Origin of the sequence: Streptomyces sp. NPDC000151, assembly GCF_040301705.1 — a bacterium.
Classification (GTDB): domain Bacteria; phylum Actinomycetota; class Actinomycetes; order Streptomycetales; family Streptomycetaceae; genus Streptomyces.
Map to the genome: position 1 here is coordinate 22,889 of NZ_JBEPFC010000048.1, position 21,999 is coordinate 44,887.

At 72.6% G+C, this 21,999-nt stretch carries 12 protein-coding genes, 2 tRNA genes and 4 pseudogenes; 15 read left to right on the top strand and 3 right to left on the bottom strand.

What is annotated here, in order from left to right:
* Nucleotides 1-231: 231 nt before the first annotated feature.
* The 6 genes and pseudogenes from rsfS to phsA all read left to right on the top strand — a co-directional run.
* Nucleotides 232-666 (top strand): ribosome silencing factor, encoded by a 435-nt coding sequence (rsfS, locus tag ABT381_RS16175; RefSeq protein WP_351593772.1) that lies wholly within the window; start codon nucleotides 232-234, stop codon nucleotides 664-666.
* A complete protein-coding gene (locus tag ABT381_RS16180; RefSeq protein ID WP_351593810.1) occupies nucleotides 663-1,316 on the top strand; it encodes a histidine phosphatase family protein in 654 nt (217 codons plus the stop codon). Before rsfS ends, ABT381_RS16180 begins: the two co-directional genes overlap by 4 nt.
* A 145-nt stretch (nucleotides 1,317-1,461) precedes the next feature.
* Nucleotides 1,462-1,534, top strand: a tRNA-Ala gene (locus ABT381_RS16185).
* A gap of 257 nt (nucleotides 1,535-1,791) precedes the next feature.
* On the top strand, nucleotides 1,792-1,950 hold the full coding sequence (locus tag ABT381_RS16190; protein ID WP_351593775.1) for a hypothetical protein: 159 nt from the start codon (nucleotides 1,792-1,794) through the stop codon (nucleotides 1,948-1,950).
* Between the two features lie 3 nt (nucleotides 1,951-1,953).
* Nucleotides 1,954-2,187, top strand: a complete 234-nt coding sequence (locus ABT381_RS16195; protein WP_351593777.1) for a hypothetical protein — start codon at nucleotides 1,954-1,956, stop codon at nucleotides 2,185-2,187.
* A gap of 420 nt (nucleotides 2,188-2,607) precedes the next feature.
* Nucleotides 2,608-4,236 (top strand): annotated as a pseudogene (phsA, locus tag ABT381_RS16200) (O-aminophenol oxidase PhsA); the annotation flags it as partial.
* On the opposite strand, the gene ABT381_RS16205 reads toward phsA, so the two are convergent.
* Nucleotides 4,202-5,659 (bottom strand): glycosyltransferase 87 family protein, encoded by a 1,458-nt coding sequence (locus ABT381_RS16205; protein WP_351593780.1) that lies wholly within the window; start codon nucleotides 5,657-5,659, stop codon nucleotides 4,202-4,204. The pseudogene phsA and the gene ABT381_RS16205 overlap by 35 nt on opposite strands.
* A gap of 254 nt (nucleotides 5,660-5,913) precedes the next feature.
* Here ABT381_RS16205 and ABT381_RS16210 point away from each other — a divergent pair.
* A tRNA-Ala gene (locus ABT381_RS16210) sits at nucleotides 5,914-5,986 on the top strand.
* Between the two features lie 60 nt (nucleotides 5,987-6,046).
* Here ABT381_RS16210 and ABT381_RS16215 read toward each other — a convergent pair.
* Nucleotides 6,047-7,618 (bottom strand): NADH-ubiquinone oxidoreductase-F iron-sulfur binding region domain-containing protein, encoded by a 1,572-nt coding sequence (locus tag ABT381_RS16215; protein ID WP_351593783.1) that lies wholly within the window; start codon nucleotides 7,616-7,618, stop codon nucleotides 6,047-6,049.
* Nucleotides 7,615-8,754: a ferric reductase-like transmembrane domain-containing protein gene (locus tag ABT381_RS16220; protein WP_351593786.1), complete on the bottom strand. Its 1,140-nt coding sequence runs from the start codon at nucleotides 8,752-8,754 to the stop codon at nucleotides 7,615-7,617. Before ABT381_RS16220 ends, ABT381_RS16215 begins: the two co-directional genes overlap by 4 nt.
* Nucleotides 8,755-9,096: 342 nt before the next feature.
* On the opposite strand from ABT381_RS16220, the gene ABT381_RS16225 reads away from it, so the two are divergent.
* From ABT381_RS16225 to ABT381_RS16255, 8 genes and pseudogenes are all read left to right on the top strand, one after another.
* On the top strand, nucleotides 9,097-11,049 hold the full coding sequence (locus tag ABT381_RS16225; protein ID WP_351593789.1) for a S53 family peptidase: 1,953 nt from the start codon (nucleotides 9,097-9,099) through the stop codon (nucleotides 11,047-11,049).
* A gap of 303 nt (nucleotides 11,050-11,352) precedes the next feature.
* On the top strand, nucleotides 11,353-14,232 hold the full coding sequence (gene leuS, locus ABT381_RS16230; RefSeq protein ID WP_351593792.1) for a leucine--tRNA ligase: 2,880 nt from the start codon (nucleotides 11,353-11,355) through the stop codon (nucleotides 14,230-14,232).
* Between the two features lie 162 nt (nucleotides 14,233-14,394).
* Nucleotides 14,395-15,135, top strand: coding sequence for a TraB/GumN family protein (locus tag ABT381_RS16235; protein ID WP_351593795.1), 741 nt, complete (start codon nucleotides 14,395-14,397; stop codon nucleotides 15,133-15,135).
* A 179-nt stretch (nucleotides 15,136-15,314) separates the two neighbouring features.
* Nucleotides 15,315-16,160 carry a DegV family protein gene (locus ABT381_RS16240; RefSeq protein WP_351593798.1) on the top strand — a complete coding sequence of 282 codons (846 nt, stop codon included), beginning with the start codon at nucleotides 15,315-15,317 and terminating at the stop codon, nucleotides 16,158-16,160.
* A gap of 342 nt (nucleotides 16,161-16,502) precedes the next feature.
* Nucleotides 16,503-17,258: a ComEA family DNA-binding protein gene (locus ABT381_RS16245; protein WP_351593801.1), complete on the top strand. Its 756-nt coding sequence runs from the start codon at nucleotides 16,503-16,505 to the stop codon at nucleotides 17,256-17,258.
* A pseudogene (locus ABT381_RS16250) lies at nucleotides 17,255-20,098 on the top strand (ComEC/Rec2 family competence protein); the annotation flags it as partial. The gene ABT381_RS16245 and the pseudogene ABT381_RS16250, both read left to right, overlap by 4 nt.
* A gap of 384 nt (nucleotides 20,099-20,482) precedes the next feature.
* Nucleotides 20,483-20,956 (top strand): annotated as a pseudogene (locus ABT381_RS35880) (RrF2 family transcriptional regulator); the annotation flags it as partial.
* 122 nt (nucleotides 20,957-21,078) lie between these two features.
* Nucleotides 21,079-21,837: pseudogene (locus tag ABT381_RS16255) on the top strand (arylamine N-acetyltransferase family protein); the annotation flags it as partial.
* Between the last annotated feature and the right edge of the window lie 162 nt (nucleotides 21,838-21,999).

Sequence of the window (21,999 nt, forward strand, 5' to 3'; positions counted from 1 at the left end):
CTCTGCCTGCCGTCGGCATCCTGCCGTCTCCACCGCCCGCGTCCCGCCGCTTCCGCCGCAGGCCCGTCCCCCCTCTGACCAGCTCGGATGCCCCGTTGTCCACAAGCCCGCCGGGGTGTCAGCGGTCCGTGAGACCCTTGAGGGGTACTTGACCGCTGACTCGGCCGCGGCCGACGGGGTTTCCCGCGGACGGGGCCGGGCAGCGTCGCCATCGACCCGGAAGTTTGGCTTGTGACCGCCACGGACCGCTCCACCGAGCTCATCACCGCCGCCGCGCAGGCGGCCGCCGACAAGCTCGCGCACGACATCATCGCGTACGACGTCAGCGACGTCCTCTCGATCACCGACGCCTTCCTGCTGGCGTCGGCGCCCAACGACCGCCAGGTCAAGTCGATCGTCGACGAGATCGAAGAGCGGCTGAGCAAGGAACTGGGCGCCAAACCGGTGCGCCGCGAAGGCGACCGCGAGGCCCGCTGGGTGCTCCTGGACTACGTCGACATCGTCGTCCACGTCCAGCACAGCGAGGAGCGCGTCTTCTACGCGCTGGAGCGTCTGTGGAAGGACTGCCCCGAGATCGAGCTGCCCGAGGACGCCAAGGCGACCCGCGGCAAGGCGGCCGCGCACGCCGAGGAGACCACCGCCGAGCAGGACGGAGAGCTGCACTGAACGGCACGAAGGGGGGCCGTGGCCGCAGGATCGTCCTGTGGCGGCACGGCCAGACCGCCTGGAATCTGGAGCGCCGCTTCCAGGGCTCCACGGACATCGAGCTGACCGAGGCGGGCGTCGAGCAGGCCCGCCGCGCCGCGCGGCTGCTCGCCGCCCTGCAGCCGGACGCGATCATCGCTTCGGACCTGCAGCGGGCGGCGCGGACGGCCGCCGAGCTGTCCGCCGTCACACGCCTGGACGTGACGCACGACGAGGCGCTGCGCGAGACGTACGCGGGTGCCTGGCAGGGCCTGACCCACGAGGAGATCGTGGCGCAGTACCCCGAGCAGTACGCCGCCTGGAAGCGCGGCGAGCCGGTGCGCCGCGGCGGCGGTGAGCTGGAGACCGAGGTCGCGGACCGTGCGGCGCCGGTCGTGGGGCTGGCCGCCGACAAGCTGCCCGACGGGGGCACCCTGGTCGTGGTCAGCCACGGCGGCACGATCCGTACGACGATCGGGCGGCTGCTGGGCCTGGAGCCGCACCACTGGGAGGGCCTGGGCGGCCTGTCGAACTGCTGCTGGTCCGTCCTGGGGGAGGGCGCCCGGGGCTGGCGCCTGCTGGAGCACAACGCCGGCACGCTTCCCGAGCCGGTGCTGGGCGACGACGACTGACGCCGCGGGCCGGGCCGGCGGCGGCTCTCCGGGGGCCGTCCGGCGGCCGGCCGGACCCGGATTTCACATCTGGGCAGGTCGCAGGCTAAAGTTCTTCTTGTTCGCGGCGCCGCCGGGGGAAACCCGGAGGGGCGGAACAAGACCCGGGGCTATAGCTCAGTTGGTAGAGCGCCTGCATGGCATGCAGGAGGTCAGGAGTTCAATTCTCCTTAGCTCCACAACCCGGATGATCCCGCCCTCTGGCGGAGACGGAGAGACTGTTCTCCGCCTCACCAGGAGGCGGGATCACTGCTGTTTCGGGGCTTTCGGGGCGCGTGCGTCGCTGTGCGCGCCGGGGTGAGTGCCCGCGCAACGCCTCGTGCTCGGCTGCGCGGCGGTAGCGGGCAGCCCGTCCGTACTCGTAGGGCTGCGGGCCTGACCTGGTCGTCGGTCCGTGGCAGAATCGGACGGCGCCGGCAGGGGAGGAGAGAACGCGATGCCCACGAGCATCATCGAGGAGGTCCGCGACCTGCTCGGCGTGGCCACCTCCGCGCTGCAGTGCCCTTCCTGCGGCTCGCCTCACGTGGCGCAGATGCTGGGTGACGACGGTGGCGTCTCGTTCGTCTGCACGGCCTGCGGCCACAGCTGGAGCTGACTGATGGGGGCACACAGCCGGAAGTGCGACTGGTGCGGCAGCGGTACGCCCATCGTTCGCGACATGGAGCCGCTGAACCCCGAATTCCAGTACTGGTGCGAGGAATGCGCCCGGGCGCTGATCATAAAAGGCGACCCCATCGAGACCTACCGTGAGCTGGACGGCGAGCCCATCTACGGCCGCCTGCTCGACGAGCACTGCACGCTGAAGCGTTTCTACTCCTTCGCCACCGCCTGAGAACCGGCCCTGCCGCCCGGCCCGCTGAGGGCCCGTCACTCCGTTTCGTGAGGGCGCACGACCGCGCCCGAGAACGACCGCCGATCTCTGAATGACCGTTTCTCCACAACCTCGGCGCATTTTCCGCTCCCTGAGCTACTTTCAGTTCCGACGCCCCGGACCGGACCGGTCCGCTCCTCTATGTGCGGACTGCGGACGATTGGCCGGAAAATTCACGGTGAGGGTGGAACTCCGGTCGTACCGTGAGGCGTTGTAGGACTCAGAGCTGCCGCCGCGGAACGGTCGGCGGCACGGGGGAAGCGACGGGGGTCGCAAGTGACAGACACAGTTGTGGGGGCCGCACCGCAGGCAGAGACCATCGCGGAGCGGGACGGACAGGCCACGGCGGCCGGACTCACGCCGTTCGTCGACGCGTTGCGCGTGCCGCCTGTCGTCAAGCCGGGTCGCGCAGAAGCCCTGCGTGGCATCACCATCGAGCAGAAGACCAGTTGGGTGCGGCTGCACTCCGAGCTGCCGCCCACCAAAGTGTGGGCGTACGAAGGGCACTTCCCGGGCCCGACCATCGAGGTGCGCCGCGGTCGGCGCCTCCGGGTGTCCTGGACGAACCGCATCACGGGCACCTTCCCGGTGACCGCGGTGGAAGTGGCGGCGACGCCCGAGGTGCCCGCGCCGCTGAACGAACCGGGGCGCGGCGGGGCCGAGCCCACCGCCGGCGTGGCCGCACTCCCGCCCTGGCTGGTCACCCACCTGCACGGCGCGGTGACCGGCGGCGGCAACGACGGCTGGTCGGAGAACGCCGTCTCGCCCGGCGACGCGCAGCTCTCGGAGTATCCCAACGACCACCGCGCGACGACCTGGTGGTACCACGACCACGCCATGGACATCACCCGGTGGAACGTCTTCTCGGGCCTGGCCGGCATGTATCTGGTGCGGGACGACGAGGAGGACGCGCTCCGGCTCCCCTCGGGCGGGCGGGAGATGCCGCTCATCATCCAGGACCGCAACCTCGACACGGACGCCGAAGGCCGGCTGACCGGTCAGCTGCTCCACAAGACCCTCATAGTCGGCAAGGACAACGGCGGCAAGAACATCACCATCCCGTTCTCGGGCCCGTACACGCTCGTGAACGGCACGGTCTGGCCGCACGTGGACGTCGATGCCAGGTGGTACCGCTTCCGCCTGCTCAACGCCTCCAACGCCCGGACGTACGCCCTGCAGCTGGTGGACGAGGAGACGGGGCAGCCTGTCATCGGCGCGGTGCATCAGATCGGGACGGACGGCGGCCTGCTGCCGCGCCCGCTGCCGGTCGACGGCACCCTGTCGGTGGCCCCGGCCGAGCGGATGGACCTGCTGGTCGACTTCGGCCGGCTGCGCGGGCGGCGGCTGCGCCTGGTGAACGCCGCGGCGGGCGTGGCGTATCCGCAGGTGATGCAGTTCCGGGTCGGTTCGAAGAAGGTGGCTGATTCCTTCGTGCTGCCCGCGGTGATCTCGCCGACGTTCGAGCGGATCACCCACGACACCGCACCGAAGCACGAGCACCGCCTGATAGCGCTCACCCCGCCGGGCCCGATCGGCAACGGCCACCCGGAGATGTGGGAGCTGCACGAGGTCGACCCGGCGGACGTCACCATCCCGTCCGAAGGGATCATCCAGGTCAAGGGGGCCAACGGCACGACGCGTACGTACCAGCGCGGCGCCCGGATGTTCGACGACGCCCTCGGCTTCATGGTCCGGCACGACGACTGGGAGCAGTGGAGCTTCCTGAACCTCGGCGGCGCCGGCACGCACCCGATGCACATCCACCTGATCGACTTCCAGGTGCGCAGCCGCGACCGGTACCCAGCGGTGCCGGACAGCCCGTACGACAACGCGCTCGGGGGCACCCGCAGCCCGCTGGAGTACGGGGGCCAGGCGCCGATAGCCCCGGGTGATCAGGGCTGGAAGGACGTCATACAGGTGCTGCCGGGGCAGATGGTGAACGTGATCGGCCGGTTCCACGGCGCCAAGGGCCGCTTCATGTACCACTGCCATCTGTTGGAACACGAAGACATGGGCATGATGCGTCCGTTCGTGGTGATGCCTCCGGAGGTGCTGGCGTTCCATCACCAGCACCCGGGTGGTGGTCACGACCACGGGGCGCACTGACACCGGGCGCGGCGGTCCGGCGCAGGCGGGCGGCGGCCAGCAGCAGGAGCGCGACACCGGCGATCGGGTAGCCGGCCGAGAGCAGCATCTGGCCGCCGTTCTGGTGCAGTTCCGCGTGGCTGTGCGGGCGGTGCGGCACCCACCACAGAGCGAAGGAGGCGAAGAGCAGCCCGAGGGCTGCGGCGGCGGTCCACAGCCGGCGGCCCGTCCGGGTGGCCCGGCCGCCGCGGCGCACCGCCTCGGTGCCGAGCAGGATCAGCATCGGTACGGCCCACACCCAGTGGTGCGACCAGGAGACCGGGCTGACCAGCAGCGCGGTGGTGGCGCAGACCACGGCCGCCCAGGCGCGCTCCCCGCGCAGCAGGGCGGTGGTGGCGACGGCCAGCCCCGCGATCGCCGCCGCGGCCGCGGCGGCGGGCCACCACAGTCCGGTGTCGGGGGTGTGCAGCAGCCGGGCGAGGACGCCGCGCAGCGACTGGTTGGCGGTGATCTCCACGTCGCCCGGCCGGTCGGAGGCGAAGACGATCTCGGTCCAGAAGCGGGCCGAGTCACGGGGCAGGACCAGTGCGGAGAGGAGGACGGTGCCGAGGAAGGACAGGACCGCGACGCATGCCTGGCGCAGCCAGGGGTTCCAGGTGCCGCGCAGCCCCTGCCCGGGCTCGTACAGCCGGCGGGCGCGCAGCAGCCCGGCCAGCGCGAGCCACACGGCGAAGAGGGCGGGCGTGAGCTTGATCCCGGCGGCGATGCCGATGCCGATGCCGGCCCAGCGGTTGGTGTCCCGGCGGGTGACGTCCCAGAGCACGAGGACGGTGAGGAGGAGGTTGATCTGCCCGTAGCGCAGCGTGGTCCACACGGGCTCGCACCAGACCAGCAGCGCGGAGAGGGCGAGCGTCGCGGCGGCCTGCCGTGTCCGGGGGGCGCGGGTTCCGCGCGCGAGCGAGGGCAGGCCGGTCAGGCGCAGGGTGAGGTGCACCACGGCGACCAGGAGCAGCAGGTTGCCGAGCGTGGCGAGCGTGCGCATCTCCGGTACGCCGAGGAAGGTCAGCGGCAGGAACAGCAGGGAGGCGAAGGGCGGGTAGGTGTTGGGCAGCCGCGCGGAGGTGGCGAGCATGTCGTAGAGGTCGCCGCCGGTGCGGGCGGTCCAGCCCTCGGCGCGGTAGACCATGAGGTCGAGCATGGTCACGGCGGCCAGCCGCTGGGCGATCCAGAAGACCGTGAAGGACAGGGCACAGGCCAGTGCGGCCGCCAGGACGCGGCGGCGGTGGACGCCCTCACGGGAGGACGGGCCGCGGCGTCCGACGGATTGGTCGAGCTTCGGCGCGGTCACGTCCAGGCCCCCGGTTTCCTTCGAGCACGGATTGTCGACAGTACCGCTGCCGAGTGCGTCGCCGAGTGCGTCGCCGAGTGCCTCGCCGGGTGCGTCCCGGCTGCCGCTCCGGCTCCTCGGAGATCTTCGGCAGACCGCCGCCGCAGGGACCCGGGAAAGCGATTTGGCAGAAGCCCGGGGCAGCCGTGTAATGTAGTCGATGTCGCCGCGAGGGAAACCCCCGAGGAAAACTTCCGGAGACGACAACAGAACACGGGGCTATAGCTCAGTTGGTAGAGCGCCTGCATGGCATGCAGGAGGTCAGGAGTTCAATTCTCCTTAGCTCCACAGTGATCAGAGCGGCCCGTCCGAAGAGGACGGGCCGCTTTGTCGTATCCCCGCCCGCCGTCACGGCTTCTCGAGTCGGAGCGCGAGGGCTGGGCAGCGGCGTACGGCGCGTTGTGCGCGGGCGCGCAGCGCCCCCGGGAGTACGTCGTCGGACAGTACGGGGAAGCCGTCCCGGTCGAGCCGTACGGCCTCGGGCAGCAGCCCCGCGCACAGCCCGTGCCCCTCGCACAGCGTCCAGTCCACCGCCAGCCGCTCCCCGGCGGCACCGATGGCCCCGGCGTCCTCTCCGGCGCCGGTCGCCGCCCCAGCGCCCTCCTCGCGCGGCAGCGGCAGCAGCCCGACCGTGGGCCGCCCGCAGCCGTCGCCCAGGACGTGCGCGGCCAGGTCGTCGGGGAACGCGGTGAGCGCCGACAGTACGAACCGCGCCGCACCGTCGGGGTGTTTGCACGCGCCCCGCCCCCGTACGCCGCGCGCCGCTTCCTGTACCGCCTCCAGGGCCGGCTGCCCGCCGCCGCCCAGCGCGTCCGCGAGCATCTCCGCGAGCGACGGCAGCCCCAGCCGGCACGGGCCGCACTGCCCCGCCGACTCCGCCGCCAGCCACCGCGCGATCCGCAGCGCCTCGCCCAGCGGGCACGTCCGCGTGGACAGCGGCAGCACCGCCCCGGCGCCCAGCGCCCCGCCGCGGGCCGCCAGCGCCTCGCGCGACAGCGGCGTCCCGTACGCGGTGGCCGGGTCCAGCCAGGCGCCGTGATAGCCGCCGACCAGGACGCCGGACGGTGCCGGTTCCGCGCCGCACGCCTGCAGTACGTACGGCAGCGGCACACCGGAGGGGACCTCGACGACGGCGGGGGCGGGGACCGCGCCGGAGACCGTCAGCAGGAGCGTGCCCGGCTCGCCGGGGAGACCCGTGGAGGCGTAGCGGTCGGGGCCGAGGCGGGCGGCGACGGCGAGTTGGGCGAAGGTCTCGGCGTTGGAGAGCAGCGTGGGCGCGCCGCCCAGGCCCGATTCGGCGGCCCGTGCCCGGCGGCCCGGCGGTACCGGCGGCCCGCCCTCGGCGGCCCGGATCAGCGCGGACGCCTCCCCGGACACCAGGCGCTCGGGGGAGCGCACGACCTGTGCGCGCAGCGCACGCCCACGTCGCCTGCGCCCCAGCCCTCGTTCGGCGAGGGCTTCCCGTACGGAGTTCTTCGTCGTGGCCTTCGTCACGCCGACGACCAGGAGGTGCGCGCCGAGCGCCGCGGCGGCCAGCAGCGCGCCGTCCAGGACGAGGTGTGGCGCACGGCACAGCAGCACGGTGTCCTTGCGGCAGGCGGGTTCGCCCTCGCAGCCGTTGACCACGACGACGGGGCGCACCCCGCGGCGGGCCGCGGCGTCGGCGACGGCCGTCAGCTTGCGCGCGAGCGGGAATCCGGCGCCGCCCCGGCCTCGCAGCGCCACGGCCTCGGCGACGGCGGCCAGCCGCTCCCCGGAGAGCGCGGGCAGTGAGCCGTGGAGGAGCAGGTGCCGCTTGCGGTCCAGCCGTTCGGCCTCGTCGAATCCGGCGCACAGCCGCGGCAGCCCGAGTACGCGTACGCCGGGCACATCGGGCAGCGGCCCACCGCCCGTATACGGGACCAGCGCGGTACTGGTCATGAGGTCCGGCCGTTCGGGGCGTGGGGGAGAGGCGCGCCCTCGGTGTGAGTGTCGGAGGGCCGGGGCTGCACCAGAGTGGGTGGACCGCCCCACTCGGGGGCGGCGTCGAAGCCGGCGAAGGGAATGCGTTCCGTGGGTGCCCCGTCCGCTCCGAGGGCCAGGGGTGGTGCGTCGGTGACGTAGGGGAGTGTCTCTGTAGGGGCGTCGGCCAGCGCAGCCCAAGAAGGCGCTTCCCGCGCGTCCCCTGGTGGGGTGGTCGCCGCCCCCGTAGGTCGCCCGTCGCCCGCATGGGCGCCAACAGAGGCAGCCACTCCCGGTGCCTCGGAGGCGGAGCGCGTGTCCGTACGGCCCGCCCCCCTGCGCACCGCCCGCTGCCGGTCCCGCTTTCGTGACCGGAACGGCAGCTCCCGCCGCAGTACGAAGTACGGGAACTCCGCACACGGGGTGAACAACAGACGAGCCAGCAGCGCGCCCATGACCGCCGCAAGGGAGAGCACGTACCCGGTGGTGACCCACCCCGAAGGCGCGCGACCGGACTTGAGACCGTGCAGGAGGGCCAGGCACCACGCGGCGTACGCGCTGGTGTGCAGGGCGCGCCAGCGCCCGGAGACGCGCCCGCGCCCCGCGAACGCGCTGCGCAGTGCCCCGGTCGCGGCGGCCAGCACCATCAGCAGCCCGGCCAGGGTGCCGAACCCGATGAGCGGTGCGGTGCCGGGCGCGACGGGCCCGCCGAGCACCACGGAGGCGAAGGGCAGGAACGCGTCCGAGAACAGGGCGTGCGTCTCGGCCACCTTGACCGCGATGTGCAGCACAAGGAAGCCGAGCGAGGCGGTGGCGAGCGCCCGGTGGACGCCCTGCGCCAGGAGCCTGCTGCGCGGCGCCAGTACGGTGCGGCCGGCCGCGAGCAGGCCCCAGACCACGGCGGCGGTGAGCGAGACGAGCGTGAGGACCCCGGCGGTGTAGTCGAAGAACGCGCGGAAGGCGGGGGCCGCGCCGAGGAGGGGGAGGACCAGTACGGCGCCGGCCCCGGTGGTGAGCGCGGGGCGTGGCCTCTGGAGACGGTGGGGGAGGCGTAAGCGGCGGGGGCGGCGGGTGCGGGCCGCTCGGCGCGCCGCCGGGCCCGTGAGCGGTTGCATGCCCGGCAAGCTAGGGGCCGTCGCGAGGGCCCGCGGCGGCCTTCGCGTATCCCGCCCGCCCGGCGTGACCCGCTGCTAACGTCGGTCCGTTCGCGCCCCGCACACCAGCTCGGTCGCCCTTCTGTACACGCGAATTGCCGTGTGCATACAGGCCATTTGATGCACTTTCCATGGCTATTTCTTGTCCGTCCTTGGGTGCTTCTTGGTCATCCCATGCCCCTGACGTGAACAGATCATCGAAAGAGTGACGCAGCGCGTGCGTGTGGCCGCCACCGCGTACACCGTGCGCCACCGCGGAGACCGCGTGCACCGCACGCGACGCATCGCATCGCAGGGGGTTTCATGAGATCAAGCCGCTCCAGAGCGCGTCGGGGACGCGCCGGGCTGGCCGCGGCGGCGACGCTGCCGCTGGTCGCCGGCGCGCTGGCGCTCGGTACGCCCGCCGCCGGTGCCGCCGGCCACGACGGCCGGGACACGCTGCACGGCACGAAGCCGCAGTGGGCCACCCAGCAGGCCGACCGCGGCAGCACCAGGAACGCCGACCGGGTCACCGCCCGGGTGTTCCTGGCCGGACGGGACGCCGAGGGCCTCGCGGCCTACGCCAGGGCCGTCTCGGACCCGTCCTCCGCCTCGTACGGGAAGTACCTGAGCGCCGACCGCGCGCAGGCACGTTTCGGCGCCACCCGTGAACAGATATCCGCGGTCACCGACTGGCTGACGGGGGCCGGCCTGAAGGTCACCGCCACCGACCGCCGTTCCCTCACCGTGGCCGGCACCACTTCGGAAGTGGAGCGCGCGTTCGCCACGGACCTGCACAACTACCGCAAGGGTGGACACACTTACCACGCCCCGTCGCGCACCGCCTCCGCCCCGGAGTCGCTGCACGGTGCGGTCCTCACGGTCACCGGTCTGGACAACGCGCCGCACATGGCGCAGCACCATGCCCAGCTGCCGCCGCCCAGTCAGATCTTCCGCAACTCCGGCCCGTTCTCCAGCTACTACGGCTCGAGGACGAACAAGGACCTGCCCTCCGCTTACGGGGCCAAGCAGCCGTACGCCGTGAAGGGCTACACGGGCAAGCAGCTGCGCGCCGCCTACGGAGCGGGCAAGCGCACCGGTAAGGGCGTCACGGTGGCGATAACCGATGCGTACGCCTCGCCGACCATCGCCGCCGACGCCCGTAAGTACGCCGACCGCAACGGGGACGCCGGGTACACGAAGGGGCAGCTCTCCCAGGTGCTGCCCAAGAAGTACACGCACATCAAGGAGTGCGACGCGGCCGGGTGGTACGGGGAGGAGACCCTCGACGTCGAGGCCGTGCACGCGGTCGCTCCGGAGTCCGACATCGTCTACGTGGGTGGCGCGTCCTGCATGGACGACGATCTCCTGGACTCCCTGGGCAAGATCGTCGACGGCCGGCTCGCCGACATCGTCTCGAACAGCTGGGGCGACATCGAGGCCAACGAGACCCCGGACGTGGCAGCGGCGTACGACCAGATCTTCCAGAGGGGCGCCGTCGAGGGCATCGGCTTCTACTTCTCCTCGGGCGACAACGGTGACGAGGTCGCCAACACCGGCACCAAGCAGGTCGACACTCCGGCGAACTCCGCCTGGGTGACCGCCGTCGGCGGCACCGCGCTGGCCGTCGGCAAGGGTGACAAGTACCTGTGGGAGACCGGCTGGGGCACCCAGAAGGCCAATCTGGCGGCCGACGGCGGCAGCTGGCAGGACTTCCCCGGCGCCTTCACCTCCGGGGCCGGCGGCGGCACCAGTAGGACCGTCGCGCAGCCCTTCTATCAGCGCGGCGTCGTACCGAACGCGCTTTCGAAGGCGAACGGCGGTACCGCGATGCGCACCGTCCCCGACGTCGCCGCGGTCGCCGACCCGAACACCGGCTTTCTCGTAGGCCAGACCCAGTCCCTCCCGGACGGCTCGCTCACGTACGACGAGTACCGCATCGGCGGCACCTCCCTGGCGGCGCCGGTGATCGCGGGCGTGCAGGCGCTGGCCCAGGAGGCCCGGCACGGTGTCCCGATCGGCTTCGCCAACCCCGGGATCTACCAGCGGTACGGCACCGCCGCGTACCACGACGTCACCGATCACCCCCTGGGTGCCGGGCGGGACCTCGGGGTGGTCCGGGTGGACTACGTGAACGGCATCGACGCCAGTGAGGGCACGACCACCTCGCTGCGCAGCCTGGGCAAGGACAGCTCGCTGCACGCGGTCGTCGGCTACGACGACGTCACGGGCGTGGGCACACCGGGCCGGGGTTACGTGGACTCCTACCGGCGCTGAGCGCCGCGCATACCGGGGCGCTCGCCCGTCCCGGCATGTGGGACGGGGCCCGCGCGGGGGAATCCTCGGCGCGGGCCCCTGGTGGCCTGCGGTACCCTGACGCCATGCGTGCCGTACGCCTTCTGCTTAGCGGGCCGCGCTGATCAGTACCGACCGGATCACGGACTGCGGGTCCAGGTCGGCATCGGCGCGGCGTCCCCTCCTGTGCGAGGGGCCTTTTTGTTTCAGGCGCCAGCCGGCAAGAAGGTGCCCGCAAGGGGTGCGTTTCCGCAGGCAGAGACGATCGATGGAGCTTTGAGGACGATGAGCGAGACGACCACGGCCGCCGAGGCGGCGGCCCCGCACCGCTATACGGCCGCGCTGGCCGCGGACATCGAGGCACGCTGGCAGGACTTCTGGGAGGCGAACGGCACCTACGAGGCGCCGAACCCCAGCGGTGACCTGGCCGGCGACCCGGAGCAGGTGGCCAAGCCCAAGAAGTTCATCATGGACATGTTCCCGTACCCCTCGGGTGCGGGTCTGCACGTCGGCCACCCCCTGGGCTACATCGCCACCGACGTCTACGCCCGCTTCCAGCGCATGACGGGCCACAACGTCCTGCACACCCTGGGCTTCGACGCCTTCGGCCTGCCCGCCGAGCAGTACGCCGTCCAGACGGGCACCCACCCGCGGGTCTCCACCGAGGCCAACATCGTCAACATGAAGGCGCAGCTGCGCCGCCTGGGCCTGGGCCACGACCAGCGCCGCTCGATCGAGTCGATCGACCCGGCGTACTACAAGTGGACCCAGTGGATCTTCCTGCAGATCTTCAACTCCTGGTACGACACCGACGCCAACAAGGCGCGCCCGATCGACGAGCTGGTCGCCCAGTTCGAGGCGGGGGAGCGCGAGACGCCCGACGGCCGCGCGTGGGCCGACCTGAGCGCCATCGAGCGCGCCAACGTCCTGGGCGAGTACCGCCTGGCGTACGCCTCGGACGCGCCCGTCAACTGGTGCCCGGGCCTGGGCACCGTACTGGCCAACGAAGAGGTCACCGCCGACGGCCGCTCCGAGCGCGGGAACTTCCCCGTCTTCAAGGCCAAGCTGCGCCAGTGGAACATGCGCATCACGGCCTACGCGGACCGCCTGCTGGAGGACCTGGACGGGCTGGACTGGCCCGAGGCGATCAAGCTGCAGCAGCGCAACTGGATCGGCCGCTCCGAGGGCGCGCGGGTCGACTTCCCCGTAGGGGACCAGCACATCACGGTCTTCACCACCCGCCAGGACACCCTGTTCGGCGCGACCTACATGGTGCTGGCCCCGGAGCACGAGCTGGTCTCCGGTGAGGACTCGATCGTCCCGGACGCCTGGCCCGAGGGCACGCACGACGTGTGGACCGGTGGCTACGACACCCCGGCCGAGGCCGTCGCTGCCTACCGCAAGCAGGCCGCCGCCAAGTCGGAGGTCGAGCGCCAGGCCGAGGCCAAGGACAAGACCGGCGTCTTCACCGGCGCGTACGCGATCAACCCGGTCAGCGGCGAGCGCGTCCCGGTCTTCATCGCCGACTACGTCCTGATGGGCTACGGCACCGGCGCGATCATGGCGGTCCCGGCGCACGACTCCCGTGACTTCGCTTTCGCGCGCGCCTTCGAGCTGCCCATGCGCTGCGTGGTCGAGCCCTCGGACGATCGCGGCACCGACCCGTCCACCTGGGACGAGGCCTTCTCCTCGTACGACGCGAAGATCGTCAACTCCTCGGACGACACCATCTCGCTGGACGGCCTGGGCGTCACCGAGGCCAAGGCGAAGATCACCGAGTGGCTGGCCGCGCAGGGGATCGGCGAGGGCACCGTGAACTTCCGGCTGCGCGACTGGCTGTTCAGCCGGCAGCGCTACTGGGGCGAGCCCTTCCCGATCGTGTACGACGAGGACGGCGTGGCGCACGCGCTGCCCGAGTCGATGCTGCCGCTGGAGCTGCCCGAGGTCGAGGACTACTCGCCGCGCACCTTCGACGCGGACGACGCGGACACCTCCCCGGAGACCCCGCTGTCCCGCAACGAGGACTGGGTCAACGTCGAGCTGGACCTGGGCGACGGCCGGGGCGTGCGGCGCTACCGCCGCGAGACCAACACCATGCCCAACTGGGCCGGTTCCTGCTGGTACGAGCTGCGCTACCTGGACCCGAACAACGACGAGAAGCTGGTCGACCCGGCCGTCGAGCAGTACTGGATGGGCCCGCGCGACGGTCAGCCGCACGGCGGTGTCGACCTGTACGTGGGCGGCGCCGAGCACGCCGTGCTGCACCTGCTGTACGCCCGCTTCTGGTCCAAGGTGCTGCACGACCTGGGGCACATCGCCTCGGCCGAGCCGTTCCACAAGCTGTACAACCAGGGCATGATCCAGGCGTTCGTCTACCGGGACAAGCGCGGCATCGCCGTCCCGGCGGCCGAGGTCGAGGAGCGCGACGGCGGGTACTTCTACCAGGGCGAGAAGGTCAGCCGCGTCCTCGGCAAGATGGGCAAGTCCCTGAAGAACGCCGTCACGCCGGACGAGATCTGCCAGGAGTACGGCGCGGACACGCTGCGGCTGTACGAGATGGCGATGGGCCCGCTGGACGTCTCGCGCCCGTGGGACACCCGCGCCGTCGTCGGCCAGTACCGCCTGCTGCAGCGCCTGTGGCGCAACATCGTGGACGAGGCCACCGGCGAGGTCACCGTCACGGACGCGGAGCCGGACGAGGACACCCTGCGTGCCCTGCACAAGGCCATCGACGGCGTCGGCCAGGACATGGCCGGGCTGCGCTTCAACACCGCGATCGCCAAGGTCACGGAGCTGAACAACCACCTGACGAAGGCCGGCGGCAACGTGCCGCGCGCGGTCGCCGAGCAGCTGGTGCTGCTGGTCGCGCCGCTGGCCCCGCACATCGGTGAGGAGCTGTGGCGCAAGCTGGGCCACACCGACTCCGTGGTGCACGCGGACTTCCCGGTGGCCGACCCGGCGTACGTCGTCGACGAGACCGTGACCTGCGTCGTGCAGATCAAGGGCAAGGTCAAGGCCCGCCTGGAGGTCTCGCCGGCCATCTCGGACGCGGACCTGGAGGCGGCGGCGCTGGCCGAGCCGGCGGTCGTGACGGCGCTGGGCGGCGCGGGCATCCGCAAGGTGATCGTGCGGGCGCCGAAGCTGGTCAACATCGTTCCGGCATGATCCGGTTCCCCCGCGCGCCTGCCCGGCAGGCGCGCGTGGGGGATGACCATTACGGGCAGGTTGGGGGTTCTCGGGGAACCGCCGACCTGCCCGAGGCGTTTACGGTGGGAGAAGGAAGTACTTCCGTCCGTCGGTCCGACCGAGCCCACATGAGGTAAGCCCATGATCGCTGTGATCGCGATCCTCGCCCTGCTCTTCGTGCTGTTCGTCGCGGCCGGGGTCATCGCGACGGTCAAAGTCGTCTCGGCGACCAAGCGCGGCGTGGACCGTACGGTTGCCCAGGCCCGCCGCACGGTCGAGGACACCACCCTGCGCGCCCGGCAGTACACCCAGTCCGGCTCGGCCGGTCAGCTGGCCCAGATGCGGCTCTCCCTGCGCGCCTCGATGCGCGCCACCCAGGAAGCGCTGCAGGAGGCCGCCCCCGAGGACCAGTCGCTGAGCGAGGCGCTGAACTTGTTCGCACGGCTCAGCGCGCACGGCCACGAGCTGGACGCCGACCTGAAGCGCCTGGAGCGCGAGCCGGACCGGGCGCGGATCACCGACTGCCTCCCTGAGCTGCGAGAACGCCTGGAGCGGATCACGCACTCCGCGGACTCGCTGCGCTGGGCGGCCCAGGACCGCGCCCAGAAGTTCGCCGAGGACGATCTCTCGGCGCTGGCCGGACAGATCGACGTGGAGGCGGGCGCGCTGCGGCACTGGACGCCGGCGCCGGACGAGTGCGACACCACGTCCCGGCCGGGTGCGGGTGCCGCGCCGGACCCGCTCGCCAGCTGGCCGCCGCCGTCGGAGGAGCCCGGTACCGCCGCTGCTCCCGAGGGCCCGCAGGCGATCGACGCCCCGGCCCCGCGCATGCGGAGGCCGTACCCGTGGGAGAAGGCGGCCCGTCCGGAGAGCGCGGGCTGACGTGGGCGGAGAGCGGTGCTCGATACGGCCGGCTGCCGGCCGGGGACCTGCCGGAGCGTCGGCGGGCGAGCTCGCCGACCGCGCGAAGTTGGCTGTAGCGCATCGCCGGGTAATCGGAGAAGATCTTGAGACGGGGGCCGCACTGTCGGGCACCGGGTTCTCTGGATAACCTCCCAGTCATGTCCCGCCATGTCGCGATCGTCACCGATTCAACGGCCTACCTGCCGCGGGCGGCGCTGGAGCGCCACGGCATCACGGCGGTGCCGCTGACCGTGGTCCTCGGCGACGAGGCCCTGGAAGAGGGAACGGAGATCTCGGCCAGGTCGGTCGCCCAGGCGCTGCAGAAACGCAAGTACGTCACCACCTCCCGGCCCGCTCCCGAGGCGTTCGCCGAGACCTACCGCGAGGTCGCGGCCGCGGGCGCCGACGGCATCGTCTCGCTCCATCTCTCCTCGGAGTTCTCCGGGACGTACGACGCGGCCGTACTGGCGGCCAAGGAGGCACCGGTCCCCGTGCGGGTGGTGGACACCGGCATGGTCGCGATGGCGCTGGGCTTCTGCGCCCTCGCGGCCGCGGAGGTCGCACAGGCCGGCGGGGACGTCGACGAGGCGGTGGCCGCGGCCGAGAAGCGCGCCGAGGGCACCTCCGCGTACTTCTACGTCGACACCCTGGAGTATCTGCGCCGCGGCGGCCGGATCGGCGCGGCACAGGCCCTGCTGGGCTCCGCGCTCGCGGTCAAGCCCCTGCTCCAACTCGCCGACGGACGCATCGAACTGCGGGAAAAGGTCCGTACGGCCTCCAAGGCCATCGCGCGCCTGGAAGAGATCGTCGCGGAGCGGGCGGGCACGGACCCGGTCGATGTCGCGGTGCATCACCTGGCGGCGACGGAGCGCGCCGACGCCCTGGCCGATCGCCTCCGCGCCCGCGTGCCGGGCCTGATGGACCTGCACGTCAGCGAGGTGGGCGCGGTGATCGGCGCGCACACGGGGCCGGGGCTGCTGGGGGTTGTGCTGTCGCCGCGGTAGGGCGGTAGGGCGGTGGGGGTGGTGGGGACGGTGGTGCAGAGGTCGCCGTGACGGCGTTGTCGCCGCGCTGATTCCCTCGTCCGGGTGGCCGGGATATCCACAACACGGCGGTTATCCACGGAATTTGGTGGTGATCGGCGGGATTCGCGAAATCGCTCTAGCGTCGTCGACATGACTCCGCGATCTCGCAACTCCGCCTATTCCGCTGCCTCTTCCTCTGCTTCCCACACCGGCCGGCCACCGTCGCATCCACCTGATCCGCATGGTCCACCTGATCCATTAGGTCCATCTGATTCTTCTGCTTCATGGGGTACCGGCCCGTTGTCGTCGGCGCGTTGGCGGGTGGCGCTGCAGGAACGACTGCCGTTGTGGATCCAACTGCGGTGCGGCACGGACCCGAAGGCGCTCGGCGCGCTCGCCGTCGTGCTGCTGATCGCCGTGGCCTTCGCGGTCCACCATTTCTGGACCGCGCGGCCCCAGACCGTACGGGCGCCGACCGCACAGCACGCCTCTGCGGCCGCAGCGGGCAGCGGCCCCACCGCGGCCGAGCGGACGGGGCCGGCCGGACTCTCCGGCCCGAGTGGCGCCGCAGCCGGTGCGATGTCCGGCGCCTCGGACCGCCGCATCGTCGTGGACGTCGCGGGCAAGGTGCGCCACCCCGGCATCCACCGCCTCGCTCCGGGCGCCCGCGTCGCCGATGCACTGCGGGCCGCGGGCGGGGTGCTGCCCGGGACGAACACCCGCACGCTGAACCGCGCCCGCCTCCTGGCGGACGGCGAGCAGGTCGTCGTCGGCGCTCCGGCCGCCGCCCTTGCGGCATCAGGCGGCGCCGCTGCCGGTGCGACGGGTACCGCAGGTGGCGGGGGTACCGCGGGAGGCTCCGCAGCGGCCGGTGGCGCCCCGGCCGGTCCGATCAGCCTGAACTCCGCCACCGCCGACCAACTCGACACCCTCCCGGGCGTCGGGCCCGTCCTCGCCCAGCACATCATCGACTTCCGCACCCAGCACGGCGGCTTTTCCTCGGTCGACCAGTTGCAGCAAGTGAACGGAATCGGCGATCGCCGCTTCGCCGACTTGCGCCCTCTGGTGCAGCCATGACCACCCCACACGCTCCGGCCTCCTCGTACGGCTCGGCTGTTGTGCAGTCGACGAGCGACGCCGAGGGAGGGCGGGCCGACTCGCGGCCGATGCCTGGCGCATCACAGTCGTCGGCAGGGCCTGGCGCCCAGCAGGCGCAGACTCCGCAGGGAGAGGGACCGGCCGATCTGCGGCTGGTTGCGCCCGCGCTCGCCGCCTGGGGAGCCGCGGCGCTGGCCCTGGACGCCCCCGTACGCCCGCTGCTCCTGTCCTGTGCCGCCGCCTTGGTGCTGGCCGGCCTCGCTGTCCTCCGGGCCGTACGCCGCCGCACGGCCGGACCAGCGGCCTCCGCTGACCCTGACCTTGACCCTGGCCCGCACCCCCGCATCGGTCTTCCCCGCGGCGGGTGGCGCCGACGGCGTACGGCATGGGAGGCGGGGACGCTCGTCGCGGCGGCCGCTGTGCTGCTGTGCGCGGTGGGCGGTGCGGCCTCGGCGGCGCTCCAGGGAGCGGACCTGCGGCGCGGACCGGTGCCCCGGCTGGCGCATCAGTACGCGCAGGCCACCGTCGAGTTGGAGGTGACCGAGGACCCGCACGTCGCCCGGCAGCGGGTGCGCGGCGCACAACGTATGCCGGCCGCCGTCGTGTTCGCCGCCGATGTACGCCGCATCACCGCGCCGGACGGTACGGTGACCGCCCTCCGCACCCCCGTCCTGGTCATCGTTCCCCAGCACCAACACCAGCACCAGCACCAGCACCAGCACCAGCACCAGCGCCTGTACCGGCCGCAGCCGGAGCGCACGCCCGGTGCAGGAGACGGGCAGGACGAGCGAGAGCGCGCCCCCTCGACCGCGCAAGCCTCCGACAATGCCGCCACCGGCCCCTGGCGGGCGCTGCTCCCTTCCACGCGCATCCGGGTCGAAGCGCGGTTCGCACCCCCGCTGCCGCCCACCGGCCGTATGGCCGCCGTACTGCGCGTAGCGGCAGATGCGGCCGATGCGTCGCCGCGGCGCGTCGGTGGCCCCACCCCTCTCCAGCGGCTCGCGGGCTCCCTCCGGGAAGGGCTGCGCGAGGCGTCCGACGGGCTGCGGCCCGACGCCCGCGCGCTGCTGCCCGGGCTCGTCGTCGGCGACACCTCCCGCCTGACGCCCGAGCTCGACGACGCCTTCCGGGCCACCGACCTGACGCACCTGCTCGCCGTCTCCGGCAGCAACCTCACCATCGTGCTGGCCCTGCTCATCGGCCCACCGCACCTCGCCGTACGTGCCGAACGCCGGGGCATCGCGCCCCGCCTGGGCCTGTCCCTGCGGACCACGGCGGTGATCGGCGGCGCGGTCGCGATCGCCTTCGTCGTCGTGTGCCGCCCCGACCCCAGCGTGCTGCGCGCCGCCGCCTGCGGCCTGATCACGCTGCTGGCCATCGGTTCGGGCCGCTGCCGTACGCTGCTCCCCGCGCTCGCCGCCGCCGTTCTGCTGCTGGTCCTCTACGACCCCTGGCTGGCCCGTAGTTACGGCTTCCTGCTCTCCGTACTGGCCACCGGGGCGCTGCTCACGCTCACCCCGCGCTGGAGCGCCGCCCTCCAGCGGCGGCGCGTGCCGCCCCGGCTCGCCGAGGTGATCGCCGCGGCCGCCGCCGCGCAGGCCGTGTGTGCGCCGGTCATCGCGGTGCTCGCCGCCCGCGTCGGCCTGGTGGCCATCCCCTGCAACCTGCTCGCGGAGCTGGCCGTGGCCCCCGCGACCGTGCTCGGGTTCGCGGCCCTGGCCACCGCGCCTCTCCTCCCGCCGCTCGCCATCGCGTTCGCCTGGTGCGCGGGGTGGCCGGCCGAGTGGATCGCGGCCATCGCCCGGACGGGAGCCGCGCTGCCCGGCGCCGAGTTCGGCTGGCCCGGCGGCTGGTCAGGGGGTCTCCTGCTGGCCGCGGCCGTCGCCGCCCTGGTACCGGTCGCCCGGGCCGTGCTGCGGTACCGCTGGTTGTGCGTCGTCTGCGCCCTGTTGCTGGTCGTTCTCGTCGTCCGGCCCGTGCCCCTGACCCGGATCATCACCGGCTGGCCGCCGCCCGGCTGGCGGCTGGCCGTGTGCGACGTCGGCCAGGGAGACGGCCTCGTAGTGGCCACCGGCCCCGGCAGCGCGCTGGTCGTGGACACCGGACCCGACCCGCGTGCCATGGACCGCTGCCTGCAGGAACTGGGCGTACGCCGCATCCCGCTCCTCGTCCTGACCCATTTCCACGCCGATCATGTGGACGGCCTTCCCGGCGCGCTCCGGGGCCGCAGCGTCGGCGCGCTGGAGACCACGACGCGCGACGATCCGCCGGACCAGGCGGCGTTCGTACGCAAGGAGGCGGCCGCCCATGAGGTACCGGTGGTCCGGGCGGCGCCGGGCGAGCGACGCCGTACGGGTCCGGTGTCCTGGGAAGTCCTCTGGCCCCCGCAACCGACACCGTGGCCGCCCCAGCTCCCGGCTTCCGGCCCGGCCGCACGCACGGCGATCGGTCCGTCGCCCCCTGTTCCCTCCACCGGACCGATGCCCGAGGGCCCCAACAACGCCAGCGTCACCCTCCTCGTACATACGGCAGGGCTGACCGTCCTCCTCCTCGGCGACCTCGAACCGCCCGCTCAGCAGGAACTGTTGGCCGCCCACCCCGGCCTGCGGGCGATCGACGTCCTCAAGGTCGCCCACCACGGCTCCGCCTACCAGGACCCGGCGCTCCTCCGCGCGCTGGCGCCGCGGCTCGCCCTGATCAGCTGCGGTGCCGGGAATCCGTACGGACACCCCGCTCCCAGCACGGTCGCCGCGCTGCGCGTACAGGGGGCGAGGGTGCTGCGTACGGACACCGATGGCGCGATCGCCGTGACGGGCAGCGCCACCACCGGGCTCGCAGCGGCCACCAGCAACGGCCGACGACGGCAGCCGGTCCGCAGAAGCCCGGCCCGCAGAAACCCGGGCGGCAGGAGCCCGGCTCGCAGGCGTCCGGGGCGCAGGCGGGCAGCTGTCAGGGACGGCATACGGAGGCCGACAGGCTCCGGTCGTCGGCGCAGGGCACGCGTTTGTGCAGTACCAGCATGCGCTGCTTGCTCTTGGGGTGATGGCCGCAATCCAGGGAGCCGTCGTCGTGGGCGAGCACGCTTCGGCAAGCCTTCAGCAGAGGTTCAGCCGTCGGTACCGGGCGGTGGAGCCTGTGGAGACGGAGGAGAGGGGAGGGCCGGTGGAACCCGGATCTGTAAACTCCAGAATATGAGGATGAGTGAAGGCGTCGAGTGGGGGCTGCACTGTTGCGTGACGCTGGCCTGGCTCGGGGACGAGCGGCCGGTGTCCACGGCGAGGCTGGCCGCCTTCTTCGACCTGCCGGCCGCGTACCTCAACAAGCGGCTCCAGGCGCTCGTACGGGCCGGAATCCTCAGCTCGACGCCGGGTGCCCGCGGTGGTTTCCGGCTCGCCCGGCCGCCGGAGGCGATCACGCTGATGGACGTGGTCACCGCGATCGAGGGGCCGGAGGAGGCGTTCCGCTGTATGGAGATCCGGCAGCAGGGCGCGGGCGCCGAGGGGGCGGGGCGCGACTTCAGGGGGCCGTGCGGCATCGCTACGGCCATGCGCCGAGCCGAGCTGGCCTGGCGCCGCGAGCTGGCCGCGCAGACCCTCGCCGACGTGCTCGCCGCGGCCCCGGCCACGTCGGCGGACCGTACGCGCCGGTGGTTCGCGATGGAGAGGACGGGGAGCTGATGGCCACCGCGAACTCCGCGGGCAGTGACCGCGAGGGCCGCGAGCCCGAGGGCAGTGATCGCGAGGGTCGTACGGGCTGTGAGCGTGGTGATCGTGGCTCCGGTGGTGCGTACGGCGGGGCAATTGACGCCGTTGACGCCTACCTCGGGCGGATCGGTGTTGGGCGGCCCGCCGTGTCCGATGTCGCCGCGTTGCGGACGTTGCACCTTCAGCATCTGCGTACGGTTCCGTTCGAGAACCTTTCCGTCCATCTCGGGGAGGAGATCGTCCTTACCGAGCAGGCGTTGCTGGACAAGGTCGTACGGGACCGCCGTGGCGGGTTCTGCTATGAACTCAACGGCTCGTTCGCGTTCCTGCTGACGGCGCTCGGGTACGACGCCGAGCTGCTGTCCGGGCGGGTCTACGGGGAGGACGGGCGGCTGGGCATCCCGTACGACCACGCGGCCGTGCGTGTTCGTACGCCCGATGGGCCGTTGCTGGCCGACGTCGGGTTCGGGCGGCACAGTCACTATCCGCTGCGGTTGGACACGGCCGAGGAGCAGGCCGAGCCGGGCGGGGTCTTCCGGGTCGTGGAAACGGCCGAGGGCGATCTCGACGTGCTGCGGGACGGGGCACCGCAGTACCGCCTCGAACTGCGGCCGCGCGTGCTCGCCGACTTCGAGGCGGGCTGCTGGTGGCAGACCACGTCTCCGAAGTCGCACTTCACGCAGTCGCTGGTCTGTTCGCGGCTCACCGATGACGGCGGCCGGATCACGCTCTCCGGCCGGACGCTCGTGATCACCGCGCCCGACGGGGGCCGGACGGAGCGCGAGATCCCCGAGGCGGAGGTGCTCGCGGCCTACCGTACGCACTTCGGCATCACCCTCGACCGCGCTCCGAGCGCCCCGAGCGCCGCCCCGAGCGCGTCGAGCGCCCCGGCCGCGGGGGGGGGGGGCGGGGCGGCGGGGGGGGGGGGGGGGGAAGGCGCGGCGGCGCCGCGCCCGCCAGCGGCCGGGGCGGGGGCGGGGGCGCCCCGGCCGGGGCGCGGGGGGCAAGTACAAAAA